Origin of the sequence: Acinetobacter indicus (assembly GCF_009914475.1) — a bacterium.
Lineage (GTDB): Bacteria > Pseudomonadota > Gammaproteobacteria > Pseudomonadales > Moraxellaceae > Acinetobacter > Acinetobacter indicus.
In genome coordinates this window covers 2,184,126-2,204,676 of the sequence record NZ_CP045198.1, presented here as the reverse complement: position 1 = coordinate 2,204,676, position 20,551 = coordinate 2,184,126, and the positions used below count along the sequence as shown (strand labels likewise).

The 20,551-nt window shown below is 47.3% G+C and carries 20 protein-coding genes and 2 tRNA genes; 9 read left to right on the top strand and 13 right to left on the bottom strand.

Going from position 1 to position 20,551, the window contains the following annotated elements; genetic code table 11:
• Positions 1 to 44: 44 nt before the first annotated feature.
• Entirely contained in the window at positions 45 to 677 is a 633-nt protein-coding gene (locus tag GA693_RS10925) for a sterol desaturase family protein (RefSeq protein ID WP_075175519.1), read from the top strand.
• A 424-nt stretch (positions 678 to 1,101) separates the two neighbouring features.
• On the opposite strand, the gene hisF is transcribed toward GA693_RS10925, so the two are convergent.
• Entirely contained in the window at positions 1,102 to 1,860 is a 759-nt protein-coding gene (gene hisF, locus GA693_RS10920) for an imidazole glycerol phosphate synthase subunit HisF (RefSeq protein WP_005180605.1), read from the bottom strand.
• A 113-nt stretch (positions 1,861 to 1,973) separates the two neighbouring features.
• Here hisF and GA693_RS10915 point away from each other — a divergent pair, with 113 nt between their 5' ends.
• From GA693_RS10915 to GA693_RS10905, 3 genes are read left to right on the top strand one after another with little or no spacing between them, the layout of a single operon-like run.
• Positions 1,974 to 2,924 carry a homoserine kinase gene (locus GA693_RS10915; protein WP_075167326.1) on the top strand — a complete coding sequence of 317 codons (951 nt, stop codon included), beginning with the start codon at positions 1,974 to 1,976 and terminating at the stop codon, positions 2,922 to 2,924.
• 17 nt (positions 2,925 to 2,941) lie between these two features.
• Entirely contained in the window at positions 2,942 to 3,568 is a 627-nt protein-coding gene (locus tag GA693_RS10910) for a DUF1294 domain-containing protein (RefSeq protein ID WP_160240887.1), read from the top strand.
• 32 nt (positions 3,569 to 3,600) lie between these two features.
• Positions 3,601 to 3,993 carry a DUF4870 family protein gene (locus tag GA693_RS10905; RefSeq protein WP_160240888.1) on the top strand — a complete coding sequence of 131 codons (393 nt, stop codon included), beginning with the start codon at positions 3,601 to 3,603 and terminating at the stop codon, positions 3,991 to 3,993.
• A 33-nt stretch (positions 3,994 to 4,026) separates the two neighbouring features.
• Here GA693_RS10905 and GA693_RS10900 read toward each other — a convergent pair whose 3' ends face one another.
• The 6 genes from GA693_RS10900 to hisB form a co-directional block, all read right to left on the bottom strand.
• On the bottom strand, positions 4,027 to 4,962 hold the full coding sequence (locus GA693_RS10900) for a DMT family transporter (RefSeq protein ID WP_160240889.1): 936 nt from the start codon (positions 4,960 to 4,962) through the stop codon (positions 4,027 to 4,029).
• A gap of 87 nt (positions 4,963 to 5,049) precedes the next feature.
• Positions 5,050 to 5,781 carry a 1-(5-phosphoribosyl)-5-[(5-phosphoribosylamino)methylideneamino]imidazole-4-carboxamide isomerase gene (gene hisA, locus GA693_RS10895; RefSeq protein ID WP_005180591.1) on the bottom strand — a complete coding sequence of 244 codons (732 nt, stop codon included), beginning with the start codon at positions 5,779 to 5,781 and terminating at the stop codon, positions 5,050 to 5,052.
• A gap of 178 nt (positions 5,782 to 5,959) precedes the next feature.
• Positions 5,960 to 6,628 (bottom strand): 3'-5' exonuclease, encoded by a 669-nt coding sequence (locus GA693_RS10890; protein ID WP_016658423.1) that lies wholly within the window; start codon positions 6,626 to 6,628, stop codon positions 5,960 to 5,962.
• Between the two features lie 75 nt (positions 6,629 to 6,703).
• On the bottom strand, positions 6,704 to 7,192 hold the full coding sequence (locus GA693_RS10885) for a DUF805 domain-containing protein (protein WP_016658424.1): 489 nt from the start codon (positions 7,190 to 7,192) through the stop codon (positions 6,704 to 6,706).
• Between the two features lie 151 nt (positions 7,193 to 7,343).
• On the bottom strand, positions 7,344 to 7,961 hold the full coding sequence (gene hisH, locus GA693_RS10880) for an imidazole glycerol phosphate synthase subunit HisH (RefSeq protein ID WP_104491710.1): 618 nt from the start codon (positions 7,959 to 7,961) through the stop codon (positions 7,344 to 7,346).
• Positions 7,961 to 8,554: an imidazoleglycerol-phosphate dehydratase HisB gene (hisB, locus tag GA693_RS10875; protein ID WP_005180581.1), complete on the bottom strand. Its 594-nt coding sequence runs from the start codon at positions 8,552 to 8,554 to the stop codon at positions 7,961 to 7,963. The genes hisH and hisB overlap by 1 nt, the downstream gene beginning before the upstream one ends.
• 96 nt (positions 8,555 to 8,650) lie before the next feature.
• Between hisB and GA693_RS10870 the strand changes: the two genes are divergently transcribed.
• From GA693_RS10870 to GA693_RS10855, 4 genes are all read left to right on the top strand, one after another.
• Complete coding sequence (locus GA693_RS10870) at positions 8,651 to 9,028, top strand: GNAT family N-acetyltransferase (protein WP_016658426.1); 378 nt, start codon at positions 8,651 to 8,653, stop codon at positions 9,026 to 9,028.
• A 198-nt stretch (positions 9,029 to 9,226) separates the two neighbouring features.
• A tRNA-Phe gene (locus GA693_RS10865) sits at positions 9,227 to 9,302 on the top strand.
• 133 nt (positions 9,303 to 9,435) lie between these two features.
• A tRNA-Phe gene (locus GA693_RS10860) sits at positions 9,436 to 9,511 on the top strand.
• A 307-nt stretch (positions 9,512 to 9,818) separates the two neighbouring features.
• Positions 9,819 to 10,328 carry a hypothetical protein gene (locus tag GA693_RS10855; protein ID WP_005180572.1) on the top strand — a complete coding sequence of 170 codons (510 nt, stop codon included), beginning with the start codon at positions 9,819 to 9,821 and terminating at the stop codon, positions 10,326 to 10,328.
• Positions 10,329 to 10,410: 82 nt separating this feature from the next.
• On the opposite strand, the gene GA693_RS10850 is transcribed toward GA693_RS10855, so the two are convergent.
• From GA693_RS10850 to ompR, 3 genes are all read right to left on the bottom strand, one after another.
• Positions 10,411 to 11,928: an acetyl-CoA hydrolase/transferase family protein gene (locus GA693_RS10850; protein ID WP_005180567.1), complete on the bottom strand. Its 1,518-nt coding sequence runs from the start codon at positions 11,926 to 11,928 to the stop codon at positions 10,411 to 10,413.
• 207 nt (positions 11,929 to 12,135) lie between these two features.
• Positions 12,136 to 13,596 (bottom strand): ATP-binding protein, encoded by a 1,461-nt coding sequence (locus GA693_RS10845; RefSeq protein ID WP_160240890.1) that lies wholly within the window; start codon positions 13,594 to 13,596, stop codon positions 12,136 to 12,138.
• A gap of 325 nt (positions 13,597 to 13,921) precedes the next feature.
• On the bottom strand, positions 13,922 to 14,686 hold the full coding sequence (gene ompR, locus GA693_RS10840) for an osmolarity response regulator transcription factor OmpR (protein WP_005180561.1): 765 nt from the start codon (positions 14,684 to 14,686) through the stop codon (positions 13,922 to 13,924).
• Positions 14,687 to 15,021: 335 nt separating this feature from the next.
• Between ompR and GA693_RS10835 the strand changes: the two genes are divergently transcribed.
• Positions 15,022 to 17,373 carry a Tex family protein gene (locus GA693_RS10835; protein WP_127800049.1) on the top strand — a complete coding sequence of 784 codons (2,352 nt, stop codon included), beginning with the start codon at positions 15,022 to 15,024 and terminating at the stop codon, positions 17,371 to 17,373.
• Positions 17,374 to 17,424: 51 nt separating this feature from the next.
• On the opposite strand, the gene GA693_RS10830 is transcribed toward GA693_RS10835, so the two are convergent.
• From GA693_RS10830 to GA693_RS10820, 3 genes are all read right to left on the bottom strand, one after another.
• Positions 17,425 to 17,739 (bottom strand): hypothetical protein, encoded by a 315-nt coding sequence (locus tag GA693_RS10830; RefSeq protein WP_005180556.1) that lies wholly within the window; start codon positions 17,737 to 17,739, stop codon positions 17,425 to 17,427.
• 82 nt (positions 17,740 to 17,821) lie between these two features.
• Entirely contained in the window at positions 17,822 to 18,709 is an 888-nt protein-coding gene (locus tag GA693_RS10825) for an SDR family NAD(P)-dependent oxidoreductase (protein WP_160240891.1), read from the bottom strand.
• A gap of 308 nt (positions 18,710 to 19,017) precedes the next feature.
• Positions 19,018 to 20,295 (bottom strand): O-acetylhomoserine aminocarboxypropyltransferase/cysteine synthase family protein, encoded by a 1,278-nt coding sequence (locus tag GA693_RS10820; protein WP_160240892.1) that lies wholly within the window; start codon positions 20,293 to 20,295, stop codon positions 19,018 to 19,020.
• Between the last annotated feature and the right edge of the window lie 256 nt (positions 20,296 to 20,551).

Sequence of the window (20,551 nt, the reverse complement as noted above, 5' to 3'; positions counted from 1 at the left end):
GTGCCGACGCTTATAGTGAAGGAAAAGCACAGGAGGACTGGAGCATGTTAAAAGGATTTATTGCAGGTTTATTGGTGGCCAATGCCTTTGAATGGGTGGCACATAAATATGTATTACATGGTACCCATCGGCCGGGGCAGCCGCGTCACAGTCCGGTGCCACGCAGTATGCGTTCGCATTGGGAGCATCATCGTGAGGTGCGGAAAAATCAGTTTAATGATGAAAGCTATGTGATTGGCTGGTCGCACTGGCGCAATAAAAACGAGATTATCTCGCTGGCTGCTGCCGCGGGTGTGTTTGGGCTGGTGTTCTTCCCGATTTCCAAAGGCATGATGGCCGGCAGCATGTATAGTGCCCTGAATTATTACTATATTCACCGCCGTGCCCATTTGGAGCCAGAGTGGGCCAGAACAAAAATTCCCTGGCACTATGACCACCATATGAACAGCAATCAGGACGCCAACTGGTGTGTGACCAAGCCCTGGTTTGACTATATTCTGGGCACCCGGGTTATATCTTCACCGGATTTGCAGGAGCAGAATCCGCTCGGGATTGCCTTGCCACAGCCGCTGTCAGCACTGTTAAACCGCGGCGCGGAAAAATTCTTCCCGGCCAAATGGGTCGACCGGAATGAAAAGCCATCCCCAGATCTTGAGCCACTACCTAAAGCCAGTTAATGAGAGGGTTGTTTATCTGCTGAGCAAATTCATCGTTGATTGGCCCAAAGTCAGTATATTCGCGGAACAATAATACTGGATCAATTATGTGATAGAGATCAAATAAAACTGATTGAAAACAACTGCTTTGCAAGCTGTTGTCGTGAATTGTCAATAAAATTGGCGTTGATGGTCAATATCTGTTCAGGGAAGTTTTCTATAGTAAAGAAGCTGAAGATAGCGGCAGAACTTCTGCCTACATCGAAGGTGATTCTGTTGAAATATGTACGTTTTAATGCCAAGCGCTGTAGCAATTCTTGGTTTATAGGGAGTCTTCAGGACTCCTTTTTTTTATCTTCATTTTTTATTTGTTTTGCTTTGCCGCATAAAAAAAGAGTGTATGACTACACTCTTTTTCAGTTCTGAAATTTTTGAGCCAGCGGGCTTAAAGGCGCATTTCAATACCTTGTGCCGCCAAGTATTGCTTGGCTTCCGGAATGGTGTGCTGACCAAAGTGGAAAATTGAGGCCGCCAGAACTGCATCGGCGCCGCCTTGTAAAATTCCGTCTGCCAGATGCTGTAAATTGCCAACACCGCCAGAAGCAATGGTTGGAATATTGACGTGGTCATTAATGGTTCGCATTAGTGCCAGGTCATAACCGGCTTTGGTACCATCGGCATCCATAGAGGTAATCAGCAGTTCACCCGCGCCGTAATCGGCCATTTTCACGGCCCATTCAATCGCATCAATCCCGGTCGGTTTGCGGCCACCGTGGGTGAAAATTTCCCATTTGTTGTCGCCGGTTTTTTTGGCATCAATCGCCACCACAATACATTGTGCGCCAAAACGTTGTGAGGCTTCCTGCACAAATTCCGGATTAAACACCGCAGCCGAGTTAATGCTGACCTTGTCGGCACCGGCATTCAGTAATAAACGGATATCTTCGACCTTACGCACGCCGCCGCCCACAGTCAGTGGAACAAACACGGTTTCTGCCATACGCTCAACGGTACGGTAGGTGGTGTCACGGCCATGATGGGTAGCGGTAATATCTAAAAAGGTGATTTCATCAGCGCCCTGTTCGTTATAACGACGCGCCACTTCAACCGGATCACCTGCATCACGAATATCCAGAAATTGCACACCTTTCACCACGCGGCCGTTATCTACGTCTAGGCAAGGAATAATACGTTTAGCAAGCATAATTTTTTCCAGTCATTTCAGCTGATTATGAAACTCACCCACACAAGCGCTACACCTTGGCAGATGGACACGCTATTCTATCAAACTTATGTAAGATTTTTCGCAGGTTTTCTATGTCGGTTTATACGCCTTTGACTTTAAAGGAAGTTCAGGATTTTGCAGCCCCTTATGGACTTGAGGTGGTCGATCTGATTCCGATTCAAGGCGGTATTCAAAATACCAATTACTTTTTGGTGGCTCAGGACGGTACACACTATGTGTTGACCGTGTTTGAAGACATGGATGAACAGGCAGCCGGTGAACTGGTGCCGGTACTGGAACATTTGGGTCAGGCAGGTCTGGCTGTGGCGGTGCCGCTCAGTTATGCTGGCAAGGCCATCCACTCGATTAAACAGAAACCGGCCCAGATTGCGCCGCGTTTAATCGGCGAGCATCCAATGCCGGCCAGCATCGCTCAGGTGGAAGCGATTGCCGTGGCACAGGCCAAAATGCATGTGGCCTTAAAAGATTTTCCTTTAAAACGCGCTTTTGTCCGCGATCATGCGTACTGGCTGGCGGTATCCCAGGAAATTAAACCCAGCTTGAGCGAGGCCGATAAAGTCCTGCTCAGCAAATTGCTGGGACTGTATGAAGCGCTTACCGCGATTTATCCGGACCGTCCAAAAGGGTTTATCCATTCTGATTTATTCCGCGATAATACCCTGTTTGAAGGCGATCAGCTGCAGGGCATTCTGGATTTTTACGAGCTGAATCAGGATGAATGGCTGTTTGATATTGCCATTACCTTAAATGACTTCTGTACCGAGTATCCCGAAGTCAGCCTGAATGAAGACAAAGCCATGGCCTTTTTAAAAGCCTATGACCGCATTCGTCCTTTAACCGAAGATGAAAAAGCCTGTCTGGAGCTGTATCTGGCAATGGCTGCTGGCCGTTTCTGGATGATGCGTTTACAGGTGGCACAAAAAAATGCTTTGCAAGGACGCAGCGGTGACGCAATTTTGCAGAAAAATCCGCTCGAGATGCGTAATATGTTGATTGAACGCTTAAAGTTCGTCACAGCTTAAACATAAAGGGTAGGGAAATGCGCGATCAGGGCCGGTTAATTGAATGGTTTGATGACAAGGGCTATGGCTTTATTCAGCCCAATGATCCGGACAAAGACCGCGTATTTTTGCATATCAAGGATTTTGCCCGTCCGGGGCCGCGCCCGATTGTCGGTTGTGCACTGGATTATCAGGTCATTTTAGATGAACGCGGCCGCTATCGGGCCCAGCAGGTGGTGTATTTAAAAGCCTCGCAGGTCAAGCCGCGTGCTGATGTGGTGAGCAAGCCGCGGCAGCGTCCTGCGGCCAAACGTCCGGCCATGCAAATCCTGTGTGTGGCCTATATTCTCGTGCTGGCGGTACTGACCCTGACCGGTTTATTGCACGGCCTGCTGCTGTTATTGATCAGCCTGATGAATGCACTCAGCTATTGGCTGTATGCACAAGACAAGGAAGCGGCCCAACTCGGTTACCGCCGGATTCCGGAACAGAGCCTGCATCTGGTTTCGGCTCTGGGGGGCTGGCCGGCGGCCTGGCTGGCACAGGAAAAAATGCGACATAAAACACAAAAACAACCTTTTCGTAAAATTTATTTTTGTACAATCGGCTTAAACATTCTTTTGATTTTATGGTTTATTTCTCCTTTTAATCTGTTGACGCTCTGAGCATAGCGGGGCGGGGAGTGCAGGACAACAATATGAATACTTCCATTGACCGTGACCCGAATCGTAGTCTGACTTTTATTCTGTATCTTCTGTATATCGTGGCGATTTTTAGTGCCGGCTTGCTAGCAATCGTCGCGCTAATCATCAATTATGTAAAACGCGGCGCGGTACGCGGTTCGATTTTTGAAAGCCACTTTACTTGGCAAATTCGCAGCTTCTGGTGGTATCTGTTCTGGAATATTGTGGCCTTTGTACCGTTCTTTTTTATTTTCTTTATTGATGAAGACCCGACCCGCTTTGCCCAAGTAGTTTTTGGTGCTTCGGCCTTCTGTCTGGCGGTGATTGGCCTGTCCTGGCTGTGGATTGTCTATCGGGCTATTCGCGGTATTATGCGCCTGAATGACAATGAGCCGATGTATTCTTAAATATCTGAATCATCAGACCGATCTTCCCGAAATTTAGTCCGGAAGATCGCTCGCTGCTGGGGTGTGCTGCTGTTTCTGACGCAGAAATTTTGGTTTCCATTCACTGATAATCACGCCCAGCACCACCAGAAAACCACCGACCAAAGCCATAAACGGTAAACGCTCGCCGGCCAGACGGCCAAACAGCGACGCCCATACCGGTTCGCCAGCATAAATAATTGCCGCCTGTGCCGGGCTGACTGCACGCTGCGCCCAGTTCATCACCAGCTGAACCAGTGCACTGGCCAGACCTAAACCGCCCGCCAAGAGCAGCAGCATCCAGGAAAATTGTGGTAGTTGCTGCTCACCGACCAGTGGCATGGCAAGAAAGGCAAACAGGGAGGCGAACAGCAGTTGAATCACCGTGACCCGTTGCAGATTGACCCGTCCGGCAAAATGGCTGATCAGGATAATTTCCAGTGCAATCGCAATGGCGCCGAGCAGGGTAATCAGCTGACCAAAACTCAGCTGTAGCTGCCCCAAACCATTGCCGGTCAGTAAAACCAGCCCGATAAAGGCACAGCTAGCGCCCAGCCAGATCATGATATGCAGCCGTTTCCGGAACAGCAGCCACAGTAAGATCGGCACCAGCGGCACATATAATGCGGTTAAAAATGCCGACTCACTACTGCTAATGGTTTGCAGCCCCACGGTTTGCGTACCATAACCAACGGTCAGGCTGGCCCCAATCAATGCGCCGGCCCAGAGCTCTTTGGCTTGCACAGCGCGTAAATGCGGCAGCGAAATTAGTGCGACTGCCAGTGCAGCGGCGGCAAAACGGCAGCCGACAAAAAACATCGGGCTGGCATAATTCAGCGCCAGCTTGACTGCCACAAAGGTACCGCCCCAGAGCATGGTAATCATGATCAGGGCCAGTTGTGGCGCTTTGCTGTTAAGTGTGGTTTTAAGGTTCACAGGGGCATCAGACATGGCAGATCAGCGAGTATTCGAAAAAAGACATCAACCCGGTGAGGGCATAAAAAAAGAGGCCCGAAGACCTCTTTCTGACAGCAGCACTTAGAGGGCTTGCTCATCCAGCAGCAATTGCGCTTCACGCAAATTCAGGCTGCCTTCATAAATGGCACGACCGGTAATCGCACCTAAAATGCCCGGCTGGCCTTTTAAATTACGGACATCATCCAGATTGGTTACGCCGCCTGAAGCAATCACTGGTAAACCGGAATATTGCGCCAGATTGACAGTCTGTTCGACGTTTACCCCTTGCATCATGCCGTCACGGGCAATATCGGTATACACAATGCTTGAGACACCGGCATCGGCAAAACGTTTGGCCAGATCGGTGGCTTTCACTTCAGTCACGTTGGCCCAGCCATCGGTCGCGACCATGCCATTCATGGCATCAATGCCCACAATGATATGCCCGGCGAATTTTTTGCAGGCTTGTTCGACAAATTCTGGCTCTTGAACGGCTTTGGTGCCAATAATCACAAAAGATACGCCTGCATCGAGGTAATGTTCAATGGTTTCAAATGAGCGAATACCGCCACCAATCTGAATTGGCAGGTCTGGCTGTGCCTTGGCAATGGCCTCGACCACCGGTTTATGGATTGGGGTACCTGCAAAAGCGCCATTTAAGTCGACCAGATGCAAGCGACGCGCACCTTCATTGACCCAATGCTGTGCAGTGGCCACCGGATCATCAGAAAATACGGTATCGTCTTCCATACGACCTTGTTTTAAACGGACACATTTTCCATCTTTCAGGTCAATTGCAGGGATGATCAGCATGCTTTCGCTCCTTGCTTCATCGGTTAAATTTCTTGCCGCCCATCTTAGCAATAAACGAAAATTTTCTAAATGCCATATTTGCATGCAAAAATAAAAACAGCCTGTGCTGTGTCAGGCGGTCAACAAAGGTTCGATGAAGAAAATCCGGCTGTCTGTGCAGCTTGATCTTCAAAGCGGTTTAGGGCGGGGTTTTAGATGGCCGGATTCTGAGTTTGAGCGAGGTATTGGGAATCTGTTTCGGCAACAGGCCCAAACGCAACAATTCTTCAAAGACCAGAACCGGGGCATAGGCATCGGCGGCGGCATATTCCATTTGTGCTGTGCTTAATACCGGATTGGCCCAGTTCGAGGTGCTGAGCCGTTTGCTTTTGGGAAAATAGACCTGAAACAGCAGCGCCATGGCATGTTTTAATCCGACCGGGTTTTTAAAGCCAAAGCTGTGAAAGCATTTGGACAGTTCCAGCACACTGTTCAGTTCTACGCCTTTTTTGCGAAACAGATGGGCATCATTTTTCAGGCCAAAGCCGACTTTAATCTGGTCACGGTTGGCGAAGATTGGCTTAAGAAAGTTCCAGATTTCCTCATTCATCTGAAATAGATAGGCCCGATCTAGTGTGGCCAGCTGAATCAGGTGCGGGCCATCCGACACTTCGCCGCTTTTAAAAATTGGTTTGGATTCCGAATCAAAGCCGAGTACCGCTGCAATATTCAGTTCATGCGCATAGTGCTGACATTCGGCCAGCGTTTGAATCAGATGAATTTTAGAGGGTGGCAGACTTTGAAAGCGCGGCAGCTGTTCCAGCTGGCTGGAAGAGGGCATATGGGGTGATGTTGAAGATAAGCTCATGCCATCTTTTCCTTGGGCTGGCGATAAAAAATAAGGCCTGAATTGTCAGGCCCTATTTTAAGCAAGTGAGACCTTTTAGGCCAGTACTGCACCAAAAATGGCGAAAGCAAATAGCAGCACCAACAGGATAATATAAATCCAGGCCAGCGCCGCTTCCCAGCCAGCCGTGGCACGTGGTGGGCCATAGCTGTTAACACGCTGATCACCCGGGGCGAAAAACAGATACAGCATCAGCAGCAGGTTGGCCACCGGAACCAGCATCAGTAACGATAGCCAGCCGGTATGGTTACGGTCATGCAGACGGCGGATGGTGAAAATAAACATCAGATATAACACCCCCAGATAAATCAGTGCGCCCAGCACCAGTGGGGTGAGCGGAATACCGCCAGCAGGGTCAATATTCATCAGCCCGGGAAAGAGCAGGGTCAAAACCAGAAAAACCGGAATCATTAACAGTGCAATCAGGCAGTTCCAGGCCAGATAGGAGAAACGTCCAAAACGCCCCGCCGCGCTGAGTGCCGAATCTTGTGTCGTGATGTGTTGGGTATGAGTGGTGCTATGCATTTTTGAATTACCTGTTTTATTTTTATTGAGTTGTATAAAAAGCAGTCAAATATTACTAAAAATTGCTTAAAAAAGAAAGAAATAAAAAATAGCTAAAAACAAAGCCGGGACGAACCCGGCTCTATACATCTTGCGCAACAGAGGAAGGGTGTTAAATCTTCCAGTCGACAAAGTTCTTTAACAGTTGCAGACCAGCAGTATGGCTTTTTTCCGGGTGGAACTGGGTCGCGAACAGGTTGTCTTTGTGCAGGGCGGTACAGAATTGCAGCCCATAGTCACAGGTCGCTGCCACAATTGTGCTGTCTTTCGGCTCGACATAGAAGCTGTGCACGAAATAGAAACGTGCATCCTGTTCAATGTTGTTCCACATTGGATGGCTCGGGTCAACCTGATGCACCTGGTTCCAGCCCATGTGTGGCACTTTTAGACCTTCAACCTCCGGGAAGCGTTTTACCACCCCTTCAAAAATACCCAGTGCATCGGCACCGCCATTTTCTTCGGAATGTTGCATCAGCGCCTGCATACCCACACAAATGGCCAGTACCGGTTTATTAAACACCGCCTGACGTACCACGTCATCAATCCCGGCTTCATGCATGCCTTGCATACAGTCGCGCATGGCGCCGACACCCGGAAACACGATTTTATCGGCCTGGGCAATCAGTTTCGGGTCATTGGTGACATCCACCGTAGCACCGACGTGTTCCAAAGCTTTGGCGGCAGAGTGCAAATTCCCCATGCCATAATCAAGAAGGGCAATACGGGTCATTACAGGGTACCTTTGGTCGATGCCACAGTATTTGCAGCACGTGGATCAATTTCACAGGCCATACGCAGTGCGCGCGCAAAGGCTTTAAACACGCTTTCAATCTGGTGGTGGCTGTTTTTGCCTTTCAGGTTGTCGATGTGTACGGTCATTAGCGAGTGGTTCACAAAGCCCTGGAAGAATTCAGAGAATAAATCGACATCAAAACGGCCAATGGTGGCGCGAGTAAATGGCACATCCATAAACAGGCCCGGACGACCAGATAAATCCACCACGGCACGGCTTAAGGATTCATCGAGTGGGGCATAGAAGTGACCATAACGCTTTAAGCCTTTTTTATCGCCCAGTGCCTGTGCAAAGGCCTGACCCAGGGTAATACCACAGTCTTCTACGGTATGGTGGTCATCAATTTCCAGATCGCCATCACAATGAATATCAATATCAAACAAACCGTGTCGCTTGATTTGATCAATCATATGGTCTAAAAATGGAATACCAGTGTTGAGTGTGCCTTGACCGGTACCGTCGAGGTTTAAACGAACTCGAATTTTGGTTTCGTTAGTGTTTCTTACCACTTCACTGATACGCTCTGTCATGGACACGTTCCTCAAAAAACGTTAAAAATGATGGATGTAAAAATGTTTCGCTGCGACGAAGTCCCAGCATATTAGATTGCTCAGGAGGGTTAATCAATGCCTATTACCGTACATGCTTATACTTCACTGGAAAATGATGAAGTGCGCAGCCAGCTTGAGCGACTGTATGACACCAGTCCAGAGTTTGGTGATGGCCAGGATGCGGTAGAGCAACTCGAGCAACATCTGAACCAGTATACCCTACTTTATACCGCAGAATTTAATACAAAATTAATTGGTGCAATTTGGTGTACCGGGCAGGGCGAAAGCAGGACCCTGGAATATATTGTGGTGCATCCGGCCAATCGTGGTCGCGGTGTGGCCGAGCGTCTGGTCAGTGAAGTCTGCCGCATGGAAGAAGCCAAAGGCGTGAATCAGTTTGAACCGGGCTGTGGCGCAATTCACCGCTGTCTGGCACATCTGGACAAGCTCTAAGCGAGTTAAAATGAAATTCAAGAGAGGCTAATTGCCTCTCTTTTTTTATCTGCTGGCCTGCAAATGACTGGAATCATGGGCGTTTCACTTAAAAAATAAGCAGACAGCGTACAAAATGCTGTAAAAGTAAACAAATACTTGAATTTATGCAAAAGCTGCTTGACGGCACCGGGCGGAGATTGTTTAATACGCGTCATCGGCGTGATAGCTCAGTTGGTAGAGCAACGGATTGAAAATCCGTGTGTCCCCAGTTCGATCCTGGGTCTCGCCACCATATTCAAACGTTTAAACGTTTTCAATCCCTGATCCCATCAGGGATTTTTTTTGGATAAAAAATACTCGATTAAATAAAAATGTCATGATTTATATTGACTAATTTCCCCAGATGCGGCTTAATACACGGCATCGGCGTGATAGCTCAGTTGGTAGAGCAACGGATTGAAAATCCGTGTGTCCCCAGTTCGATCCTGGGTCTCGCCACCATATTCAAAAAGCCCCTGCATTGCAGGGGCTTTTTTTTATGGCATTTAAAAATGGCAGCATGATCTTTCATCTTTCATCTTTCATCTTTCATCTTTCATCTTTCATCTTTCATCTTTCATCTTTCATCTTTCATCTTTCATCTTTCATCTTTCATCTTTCATCTTTCATCTTCAAGATTCACTGGGTCTGATCAGATCGGGAACACAGTTACGCTAATAACAGCTCAATAACACGAATCCTGCTGAATAAGATTGCATTCTGGCGCTTAATAGAGAGACATGTTTCATTACTGTTCAGGAGGCCGTGTATGACGCGCTTTCAGATGTTCTCCTCGACTGTAATGATTATGCTGGGAATCGGCTCAACGTCGGTCTGGGCGCAACCCGAGCGTCTAGCAACGCTTCAGGTCATGGCAGAACCTGAACTACGTCAGGAAGTGGGCTTTATTCCGTATCAGGAAGATCGTGCAAAGCGTAAGGCATTACAGCACCGGATCATGCAAATTCAGCAGGACACTCAAAACCGGGTCATTGACCCGGACCCGCCTGTTCTCATTACCATGCCGGCCAAAGAACCGGTCAATATGGATCACCTTTCTCCCGCGTTGCAGCAGCATATTCTGGCGATTGCCGCCGGTCTGCAGTCGGATAACCCGCTACGTGGCCTGGAAACCCTGCTGGCGCCATTTCGTGGCCCGGATGGACAGATCCAGCTTGATTTACCCAATGTTTCGTTAGGCGTGGTCGATTATGAGATGAATCTGGGCAATAGCTTGTTCCCCGATATTAGCTCACAGTTACGCAACCCGACCCGATAATAGATGACGTGACAGGGGAAACTGTCCAGCCATAAAAAAACGCTCCAGAGGAGCGTTTTTTTAGATCTGATTCAGGCCGAGATTAAGCCGTTTTTACCGCTGCTTCTTGGGCCAGCATGTGACCGTTTTCTTCGAAGTTGCTGTGCCAAGCCAACGCTTCACGTAACAGGTGAGGAGTGTGGCCGCCTTTTGCACATGCGCGGTCGAAGTAGTCGTTTAATGCATCACGGTACATTGGGTGTGCACAGTTGTCGATAATCGCACGAGCGCGCTCACGCGGTGCCAGACCACGAAGATCGGCAAGACCCTGTTCAGTCACCAGAATGTCAACGTCGTGTTCTGCATGGTCAATGTGCGATGCAAATGGAACGACAGATGAAATGTCACCGCCTTTGGCAATAGACTTGGTCACGAAGATGGCCAGGTGAGCGTTACGCGCGAAGTCACCTGAACCACCAATACCGTTCATCATTTTGGTACCGCATACGTGAGTGGAGTTCACGTTACCGTAGATATCGAACTCAAGCGCAGTGTTGATGCCGATAATACCTAAACGACGTACCAGTTCAGGATGGTTTGAAATTTCCTGTGGACGCAGAACTAATTTGTCTTTGTACTGTTCTAGGTTGTTAAATACTTTTTCGCCGTATTTCGCAGACAGGGTAATAGATGAACCTGAAGCGAACTTCATTTTACCGGCATCAATCAGTTCGAAAGTACAGTCTTGCAGTACTTCTGAGTACATGATCAGGTCTTCGAAGTTTGATTCTTTCAAGCCGGTCAATACTGCGTTAGCGATTGAACCAATACCTGCTTGTAAAGGACCGAGGTTTTTCGGTAAACGGTCTTCAGCTACTTCTTTTTCAAAGAATGCGATCAAGTGGTTGGCAATCGATTGAGTCTCGTCATCTGGTGCAGTGACAGTTGATGGAGAGTCATGTAATTCGCTGTTAAATACGATACCAACGATTTTTGCAGGATCGATGTTAATTGCTTGAGTACCGATACGCTCGTCAACTTTGGTCAATGGAATTGGTTGACGGGTTGGACGATAGGTCGGGATATAAATGTCGTGTAAGCCTTCAAATGCCGGGCTTAAGTTGGTGTTGATTTCAACAATGACTTTTTCAGCGAAAATTGCAAAGCTTGCAGAGTTACCTACAGAAGTGGTTGGCACAATGCCGCCATCTTCAGTAATCGCAACGGCTTCAATTACCGCTACATCTGGCTTTTTCAGCTGCTGGTTACGCATTTGCTCAACTGTTTCAGACAAGTGCTGATCGATGAACATGACTTCGCCTTTGTTGATGGCTTTACGTAAAGTGTTATCCACTTGGAAAGGCAGACGACGTGCCAGTACACCGGCTTCAGTCAGTTGTTTGTCGAGATCGTTCCCTAAGCTCGCACCAGTAATTAATGTAATTTTTAGAGGATTCGCTTGTGCTTGTTTCACTAAAGCCAAAGGAACAGCTTTCGCTTCACCGGCACGTGTAAAGCCACTCATACCAACAGTCATACCGTCTTGGATGAATTGAGCAGCTTGCTCCGCACTCATAACCTTGTCATGTAGGGAAGCTAAACGGATGCGATCTAGGGACATGGTTTACTCTCGTTTGAAAAATCAGAACTGATGGCGATTGTACCCATCAAAAAAGCCATTTTGCATACCTGTTAGGCTAAGGTCTAATTTTTTCAAAAAATGCAGGTATAAATATATTTGATGCTTTTTATCTTGTTGAAAATTCAATAATAAAAATTAAAAGCCAAATCTTCACCAAGAACTGATTGATCAATGTTTAAGCATGATTTAGAAATGTTCTGTAATACTTTGCTTAATTTTTTCCAAGGTGCTGCTGTTGTTTTTTTCATCATCTGGCTGTTCGGGCAGCGGTAAAGAGATGATGACTTCCAGTCCACCGTGCTCGCGATTGCGAATAATCAGCTCGCCTTGGTGAATATCGACAATCCGTTTCACAATGGCCAGACCTAAACCGCTACCTTGGACGGTACGTGCGGCATTCCCACGCACAAAAGGCTGCATTAAAGATTCAATCTGATCTTCAGGAATACCTTCACCATGATCGGCCACACTAATGCAGATAAACTGTTCCTGCACCTTGGCAGACAGCTCAATCGGTTCGGTGCCATAACGTTTGGCATTGTTAATCAGGTTGCCAATTAAACGTTTCAGCGACAGGCTGCGTGCCTGCAGAATTGGTAATTCTTCCGGGCTAAAGCGAATGTCCAGCGGTTTAAACTGAATCACCAGTTCCTGTAACAGTGCATTTAAGTCGGTATCTTGCAGTTCTTCATCCGAGCCATCACGCATATAGGAAATGAACTGGTCCAAAATGGCGTCCATATCTTCAACATCGTAAATCAGGCCTTCTTTTAAAAAGTCTTCATCCGGCATCATTTCTGCACTCAGCCGAATCCGGGTCAGGGGGGTGCGCAGGTCATGCGAAATTCCGGCCAGCATAATCCGGCGGTCGCGCTCGGTCTGCTCCAGGGTGAAAATCATCTGGTTAAAGGCCTGGTTCACCTGACGGATTTCCAGTGGGCCATGATTGGTTTCTAAATAAGGCGCTTTGCCGGTTTGACTATAGGTGTTGGCCGCTTCCTGCAGGCGGCGTAACGGCCGGTTTAGCTGTCGTACTAGGGTCAGAATAATAATCGCAGACAGCAGCGGAATGCCGAGCAGCCAGCCAAACACCAGTTCCGGACTGTAGTTGGCATAGGTTTTTAATGGTTCACGAACCCAGTGGTCGTTCATTTCCGGGGTTTGAATCCAGATGCGTGGGCTGGGCTTGAACTGGAAATACACGGTTACATCATCGGCTTTGAGTTCATTGGCCAGTTTTTTCTCGATTTGTCGGGTAAAGAATTCGGCAATAACTTTGTCGCGGACATTTGGATATTCCTTGGGATCGGTAATGTATTCAATCCCGACGCGGTTTTTTAGCCAGGCATCGACATCGACTTCGGCATCATTATGGAAAATCCGTAATTCCGGATTGTTTAGAATTTCCAGTTCAACCGCCAGATAACGGGCATGTTGCTGGATTTCCGGCAGATACAGGGTACGCCAAAAGAACCATAGTGACATAAACAGACTGAAAATCACCACAAACAGCACCAGCACGGTGGTCCGCATGGCAGCCGAGCGCGGTTTGATTTTATCCAGAAAGCGTTCCCACGGTGTGCGTTTGCGTTCTGAATAGGTTTCATAGTCGGTAAAGTCTTGTGGATCGATGGGGTCGAGTTTCACTAAGCAATCCTATGCTGTGACCTACTAAGCTAATAATCTATAGCTGGAATTATCACTGCGGCGTCATATATGTTTAGGTTTAGATGCCGGGTTTAACCTTCGGTTCGACCTACTTTTGTTTTGGCAAAAGTAGGCAAAACCATTTTCATTCGCAAAACTCGTCAAATATCTGCACGTGATGAATAGATCGCAGAAACATTAGAGATTGATACCTCCTGCCTCAGACAGTTGCGAATGATTTGTCACGTAATTCAATAACATGAATAGTCTTTAGGAACAATAGGTGAGGTCAGGTATTGGTCTAATCAACTATTGAAATGCAGACTTATTCCGCACCATCTGGAACAAAGACATAACCCACACCCCACACCGTTTGAATATAACGCGCACGTGCCGGGTTTTCTTCAATCAGGCGACGTAAACGAGACACTTGCACATCAATCGAACGTTCCATTGCGCCCCATTCACGGCCACGCGCCAGATTCATCAGTTTATCGCGGGTCAGCGGTTCACGAGGATGTTGTACCAGCGCTTTTAACACTGCGAACTCGCCTGTAGTTAAAGTCACGACTTGACCTTCACGGGTCAGGGTACGGGTCGAAAGATCTAGCGCCCACGGTCCAAAGCTGACCACTTCCATCTGCTGGCTTGGTGCGCCTGGGACTTCACGTACCTGACGGCGTAATACGGCACGAATACGCGCTAACAGTTCGTTCGGGTTAAACGGTTTTGGCAGATAGTCATCGGCACCTGCTTCAAGGCCGGCAATACGGTCTGAGTCGCTGCCGCGTGCGGTCAGCATGATAATTGGCGTATCAATACTGGACTGGCGTAAACGGCGGCAAATGCTCAGGCCATCTTCAACCGGCAGCATGAAATCGAGCACGATCAGGGAAAACAGCTCGCGTTGTAACAGGCGATCCATTTGCGTAGCATCATGGGCAGTTTTGACCACGAAACCTTTATCTTCCAGAAAACGCTGTAACAGCGTACGCAAACGCACATCATCATCGACAACCAGAATGCGTTCAACGCGGTCAGTTTCGGTATGTACGGCATCTGTATTTTCAGCAGGTACAACTAAACTCATGATGTGCTCCTTTATTCTTTATTGTGGTCGTATGCAAAGCTTTCACTGACTTTGAGTATACGATTCATCTGTATGCCTTGACTATGCTCTAAAGCAACAAATATTGCAGTTAAAATCAAGACATAGATACCAAATATATACATCTATGATAGAAGATAAATCCCACAATTTGGGGAAGAAAAGGCCCTGAAATGATGAATTTACCGCAAAAATGTGAAATATCTGCGAATTGGCAAGAATCGCCATCTGTAAATTTCATAAAACAATTGTGGATTTTATGGGCCTGGTCTTTATAATCATGCCATTTAGTACTTATCCTTGTGGGATCAAACACGATGACTGACTTAGTTCAGCAGTTGGCAAAAGAACTTGCCGTACGTCCAAATCAGGTAGAAGCTGCCATCAAACTCATTGATGAAGGTGCCAGTGTTCCTTTTATTGCACGTTACCGTAAAGAAGTAACGCAGGGCTTAGACGATACGCAACTTCGCCAGCTCGATACACGTTTAGCGTATTTGCGTGATTTGTTTGAACGCCGTGAAAAAGTGATTGAATCACTAAAAGAACAAAATAAATTATCTGATGATTTATTGGCACGTGTGAATGCGGCTGAAACTAAAAATGCCTTAGAAGAAATTTATGCGCCGTACCGTCCAAAACGTACCAGCAAATCTTTTAAAGCCAAAGAAGCCGGCTTGGGTCCAATCGCAGAGAAAATCTTTGCAGAAGCGATTGATCCAGTAGAAGCGCTTGCAGGCTTTAGCCATGAAGATTATCCAGACCTGGAAAGCCAGCTCGATGCCATTCAGCACATTTTAATTGATGACTGGGCGCAAAATATTGCACTCACCACAGAACTGAAAGCAACCTTCGCCAAAACCGCTGTGCTGAAAAGTCTGGTGGCCAGTGATGAGAAAAAAGAAGTCGGTAAAAAATTCCGTGATTACTTCGATTTCTCTGAAAGCCTAAACAAAGTGCCATCACACCGTTTGCTGGCCATGCTGCGCGGCCGTCAGGAAAACGTGCTGGGCTTAAAAGTTGATGGTGAAGATGAAGCGCCACTGGCACGTATTGAAACCGAATACAACTTAGATACCGTGCAGCCACAAGCGCGTCAGGACTATTTAAAGCAGACCGCAAAACTGTTCTGGCTGGGTAAAGTTCGCCCGACCATTGAGCATTCCTTACTGACTGAAAAACGTCTGGCGGCTGAAGCAGAAGCAATGCAGGTGTTTGCTGAAAATCTCCGTCATCTGCTGCTGTCTGCACCTGCTGGCGCACGTACGACGCTGGGCGTTGACCCGGGCATCCGTACCGGTGTGAAACTGGCGGTAGTGAATGAATCAGGCGATGTATTGGCACACAGCACTATTTATCCATTTGCACCAAAAGATGATAAAGCCGGTTCATTAACGGAACTGGCGCGTCTTTGCCGTGAATTTAACGTCGATTTAATCGCGATTGGTAACGGTACCGCAAGCCGTGAAACTGAAGCGTTAGTGGCTGAAATGATGGCCGCGAACAGCGACCTGAAACTGACCCGTGTATCAGTGTCTGAAGCCGGTGCTTCGGTTTATTCAGCTTCTGAACTGGCTTCACAAGAACTTCCAGAACTGGATGTGTCGATTCGCGGTGCAGTATCCATTGCCCGTCGTTTACAAGATCCATTGGCAGAGCTGGTGAAAATTGATCCGAAATCAATTGGTGTGGGTCAGTATCAACACGATGTGAACCAGACTGGTTTGGCCAAAACCCTGGAAGCGGTGGTGGAAGACTGTGTGAACTCGGTGGGTGTGGATGTGAATACGGCATCTGCAGCAATTCTGGGTTATATCGCTGGTCTGAACAAATCAATTGCCCAGCAAATCGTGGACTTCCGTAAGGAAAATGGCCGTTTTGATAATCGTCAGGCCCTGAAAAAAGTGCCACGTTTAGGTGAGCGTACTTTTGAACAGGCGGCAGGTTTCTTGCGTATTCAAAATGGTTCTGAGCCTTTAGATGCCTCTGCGGTGCACCCGGAGTCGTATGCGCTGGTGTCTAAAATTGTCGAAGCCAAAGCGACCACAGTCAAAGATATTATTGGCAATACTGAAATTATCCGTCAGGTCAATGCAGAAGAATTTGTAGATGACCAGTTTGGTTTACCAACCATTCAGGACGTGCTGAGCGAACTTGAAAAGCCGGGCCGTGACCCGCGTCCGGAATTCCGTACCGCTAAATTCCGTGATGATATTACTGAAGTATCACAATTGTCTGAAGGCATGCAGCTAGAAGGTGTGGTCACCAATGTCACCAACTTCGGTGCCTTTGTAGATGTCGGTGTACATCAGGACGGTTTAGTCCATATTTCTGAACTGGCCAATGAATTCGTGTCTGATCCGCATAAAGTGGTGAAACCGGGTCAAATTGTTCAGGTGCGTGTTTTAACGGTAGATGTTGAGCGTAACCGTGTGAACCTGTCGATGCGTCCGGAAGGTGCTGCAGCAGCGAAAGCACCACGTCAGCCACGCCGTGACCAAAACGAACAGCGTACTGAACGTAAGCCGCAGGGTAAACGTCCGCAACAGGCGCGTCCGCAGGGTGATCGTCCGCAGGGCAAAAAGCCACAAGCGGCAAAACCACAAGACAATAAGATTGGTGGTTTGGGTGCATTGTTATTGCAAGCCGGGATTAAAGGTTCGAAGTAATCTTTAGCTCTGAAAAAACCTCCCAATTGGGAGGTTTTTTTATTGCCCTATTTAATTGACCATCGGCACAATCCAGCTACATAAAATCAGCATAATACCCAAATGCCCCAGCTTGCGGGTAAAACTCACCAGTGGCGTAGGCGGCTGTTCCAGCTGTTTGGCATATTCCTGCAAACTCAGCTTATTGGCAGCTTTACTGGAAAATAAAAACACACCTAAATCAATACAGATCAGAATCGTGCCCACATCGGCAATCAATTCCATCAGCTCATAATCCTGATGATATAGCGCCATCGCCACCTGATAGCCCAGAAACAGGGCAAAGGCAAAACACCCATATTGCAGAATAAGGGAAAAGGTCCGCATAGTCTTACTTTAACTGTTCAAAATGAGGGGTTTTATAACATAAAAAGACCTGTCATTAGACAGGTCTTTAAAAAGGATTATTTTACCAGTGTTCACCCGGGAACAAACGGGCATACGCTTTTTGTACCCAGTTCAGCTTTTGTGGCTGACCCACCGAAGCCGATGAACTTGGGAACAGGTTATAACCAATCGACATCAGCTTGTTGTTAATATCCGGTGCAATCGCATAAGTAATTGAAGCCAAACGGCCTAAATGTGTGGCAATTTTCTTCGGACGTTTCACAATGGCATAGCAGATTAAATCGGCCGCCTGTTCCGGTGAAAGGGTAGGAACATATTTATACATCTTGGTCGGTGCGATCATTGGAGTGCGCACCAGCGGCATATAAATGGAGGTAATTGCAATATTGTGTGAATGTACTTCGGCCGATAGACAGCGGCTAAAAGCATCCAATGCGGCTTTAGAGGCAACATAAGCCGAGAAACGGGTCGCGTTGGCCAATACGCCAATCGAGCTGATGTTAATAATCTGGCCGCTACGACGTACCATCATTTGTGGCAGGATATTCATCACCAGACGCACGGCACCAAAATAATTCAGCTGCATGGTGCGTTCAAAATCGTGGAAACGGTCTAAAGATTCATGCACGGCACGACGGATTGAACGTCCGGCATTGTTAACCAAAATATCAATATGATCGACAGACGCTAAAATATCTTTTGAAGTCTGGTCAATGGCTTCCCAATCGTTTAAGTCACATGGGAAAATAGATGCTTTGCCGCCTTTGGCTTCAATCTCTGCTTTGACCTGCTCCAGGGTTTCCTGGGTACGTGCCACCAGCAGCACATGCGCTCCCGCCTCTGCCAGACGATAAGCGGTGTTCAGTCCGATACCACTGGATGCACCGGTAATCAGTACGGTTTTTCCATTTACTTTTTTCTTGAAAAGTTTCTCTAGTTTTGCCTTCACACTCGTATCCCTGCTTGATTAAAAGATCAGACTCAATGGTCTTTGTTATTTGAATTTTTGCGCCCAATCTCATTGGTTCGGGCTGTTATGATGGGCATTATAATAACCGAAGTTTAAAAAAAAGCTATAAAATAAGTGATTGAAATTGAAAGTTATTTTAGAGTAATTGCTCTAATGGGGTGTTTTGGTGGATTGGTAAATTCTGCTTAAAATTTTTCGACAAAGCAAGTCCTTGTTTCTATGTTTAAAAAGCAAAAAGTCTGCCATTGCAGCGCAAAAGCAGACCGTTTGTCGTGAAATTGCAATAATTAAACGCTAGCCAGCGCCTGCTCCAGATCGGCAATCAAATCATCAATATGTTCAATACCAATTGACAGGCGTACCATATCTTCACTTACACCCGCCGCTTTCAGCTCTTCATCATTTAATTGTCGATGGGTGGTGGTAGCCGGGTGGCAGGCCAGACTCTTGGCATCGCCAATATTGACTAAACGGGTAAACAGTTGCAGCGCATCAATAAAGCGGGTGCCGCCTTCACGGCCATCTTGCACACCAAAGGATAGAATCGCAGACGGTTTGCCTTTGACATATTTTTGCGCCAGCGTATGTTGTGGATGATCTTTTAAGCCGGCGTAATTGACCCATTTTACTTTAGGATGCTGCTGCAAATATTCCGCTACTTTTTGGGCATTTTCGGTATGACGTTCCATGCGCAGGCTCAAGGTTTCCAGTCCTTGCAGAATCAGGAAAACATTATGCGGGCTAATCGCTGCACCGGTATTGCGTAGTGGCACCACGCGGGCGCGGGCAATAAAGGCCGCTTCGCCCAAGGCTTCGACATAATTCACCCCATGATAGCTTGGGTCAGGGGTATTTAGAGATTTAAAACGTTCAGGATATTTACCCCACGGGAATTTACCGCTATCGACAATAATTCCACCAATCGAAGTGCCATGGCCGCCAATATATTTGGTCAGTGAATGCACCACAATATCGGCACCAAAATCAAAGGATTTTTGCAGCACCGGTGTGGCCACCGTGTTATCCACCACCACCGGAATGCCATATTCATGCGCAATTTGGGAGATGGCTTCTAAATCAATAATATTGCCGAGCGGATTACCAATGGATTCCACAAAAACCAGTTTGGTTTTGTCATCAATTAGTTCGCGTAAGGCTTCCGGGTTCTGATAATCAAAGAAACGGACTTCGACGCCCTGTTTGGGCAACGTATGTGCGAACAGGTTGTAGGTACCGCCATACAGGGTTGAAACCGATGCAATATTATCGCCGGCTTCGGCCAGGGTCTGAATGGTATAGGTAATTGCAGCCATCCCCGAGGCCAGTGCCAGCGCACCAATCCCGCCTTCGAGCGCTGCCACGCGTTGTTCCAGCACTGCCGTGGTCGGGTTCATGATACGGGTATAAATATTGCCTTGTACTTTTAAATCGAACAGATCGGCACCGTGCTGGGTATTGTCAAAGGCATAAGAGGTGGTCTGGTAAATGGGTACTGCCACAGCTTTGGTGGTCGGTTCAGGGGTGTAGCCAGCATGAATGGCCAAAGTTTCAGCTTTATACGTCATTTTTCGTTCATCTTGCGTGAGTTATATTTTGATCAAGTGTAGCAGGTCTATTTATGAAATAAAGAGGGAAATATCTGCAATAATTATCTTTAAATTTCATAAAGACGCCCTCATTTTAAAATTTCAACGGCGGATAAGGCTGCAATGTATGCCTGAATTTTGGGCACTTTAAAGAGTTGTAACAAAGCGTGGAAGATGAGGCCGATCCCTTATCTTTTTCTGGCTTTCAGGTATAATAGCCGATTATTTTTTCGCT

Bases quoted from the DNA above. Each gene is read 5' to 3' on its own strand.
- hisF (WP_005180605.1), bottom strand. From the start codon at position 1,860: ATGCTTGCTAAACGTATTATTCCTTGCCTAGACGTAGATAACGGCCGC.
- GA693_RS10820 (WP_160240892.1), bottom strand. From the start codon at position 20,295: ATGACGTATAAAGCTGAAACTTTGGCCATTCATGCTGGCTACACCCCT.
- hisB (WP_005180581.1), bottom strand. From the start codon at position 8,554: ATGACAGAGCGTATCAGTGAAGTGGTAAGAAACACTAACGAAACCAAA.
- hisH (WP_104491710.1), bottom strand. From the start codon at position 7,961: ATGACCCGTATTGCCCTTCTTGATTATGGCATGGGGAATTTGCACTCT.
- GA693_RS10835 (WP_127800049.1), top strand. From the start codon at position 15,022: ATGACTGACTTAGTTCAGCAGTTGGCAAAAGAACTTGCCGTACGTCCA.
- GA693_RS10850 (WP_005180567.1), bottom strand. From the start codon at position 11,928: ATGTCCCTAGATCGCATCCGTTTAGCTTCCCTACATGACAAGGTTATG.
- GA693_RS10890 (WP_016658423.1), bottom strand. From the start codon at position 6,628: ATGAGCTTATCTTCAACATCACCCCATATGCCCTCTTCCAGCCAGCTG.
- GA693_RS10915 (WP_075167326.1), top strand. From the start codon at position 1,974: ATGTCGGTTTATACGCCTTTGACTTTAAAGGAAGTTCAGGATTTTGCA.
- ompR (WP_005180561.1), bottom strand. From the start codon at position 14,686: ATGAGTTTAGTTGTACCTGCTGAAAATACAGATGCCGTACATACCGAA.
- GA693_RS10855 (WP_005180572.1), top strand. From the start codon at position 9,819: ATGACGCGCTTTCAGATGTTCTCCTCGACTGTAATGATTATGCTGGGA.
- GA693_RS10925 (WP_075175519.1), top strand. From the start codon at position 45: ATGTTAAAAGGATTTATTGCAGGTTTATTGGTGGCCAATGCCTTTGAA.
- GA693_RS10885 (WP_016658424.1), bottom strand. From the start codon at position 7,192: ATGCATAGCACCACTCATACCCAACACATCACGACACAAGATTCGGCA.
- GA693_RS10830 (WP_005180556.1), bottom strand. From the start codon at position 17,739: ATGCGGACCTTTTCCCTTATTCTGCAATATGGGTGTTTTGCCTTTGCC.
- GA693_RS10910 (WP_160240887.1), top strand. From the start codon at position 2,942: ATGCGCGATCAGGGCCGGTTAATTGAATGGTTTGATGACAAGGGCTAT.
- hisA (WP_005180591.1), bottom strand. From the start codon at position 5,781: ATGCTGATCATCCCTGCAATTGACCTGAAAGATGGAAAATGTGTCCGT.
- GA693_RS10870 (WP_016658426.1), top strand. From the start codon at position 8,651: ATGCCTATTACCGTACATGCTTATACTTCACTGGAAAATGATGAAGTG.
- GA693_RS10900 (WP_160240889.1), bottom strand. From the start codon at position 4,962: ATGTCTGATGCCCCTGTGAACCTTAAAACCACACTTAACAGCAAAGCG.
- GA693_RS10905 (WP_160240888.1), top strand. From the start codon at position 3,601: ATGAATACTTCCATTGACCGTGACCCGAATCGTAGTCTGACTTTTATT.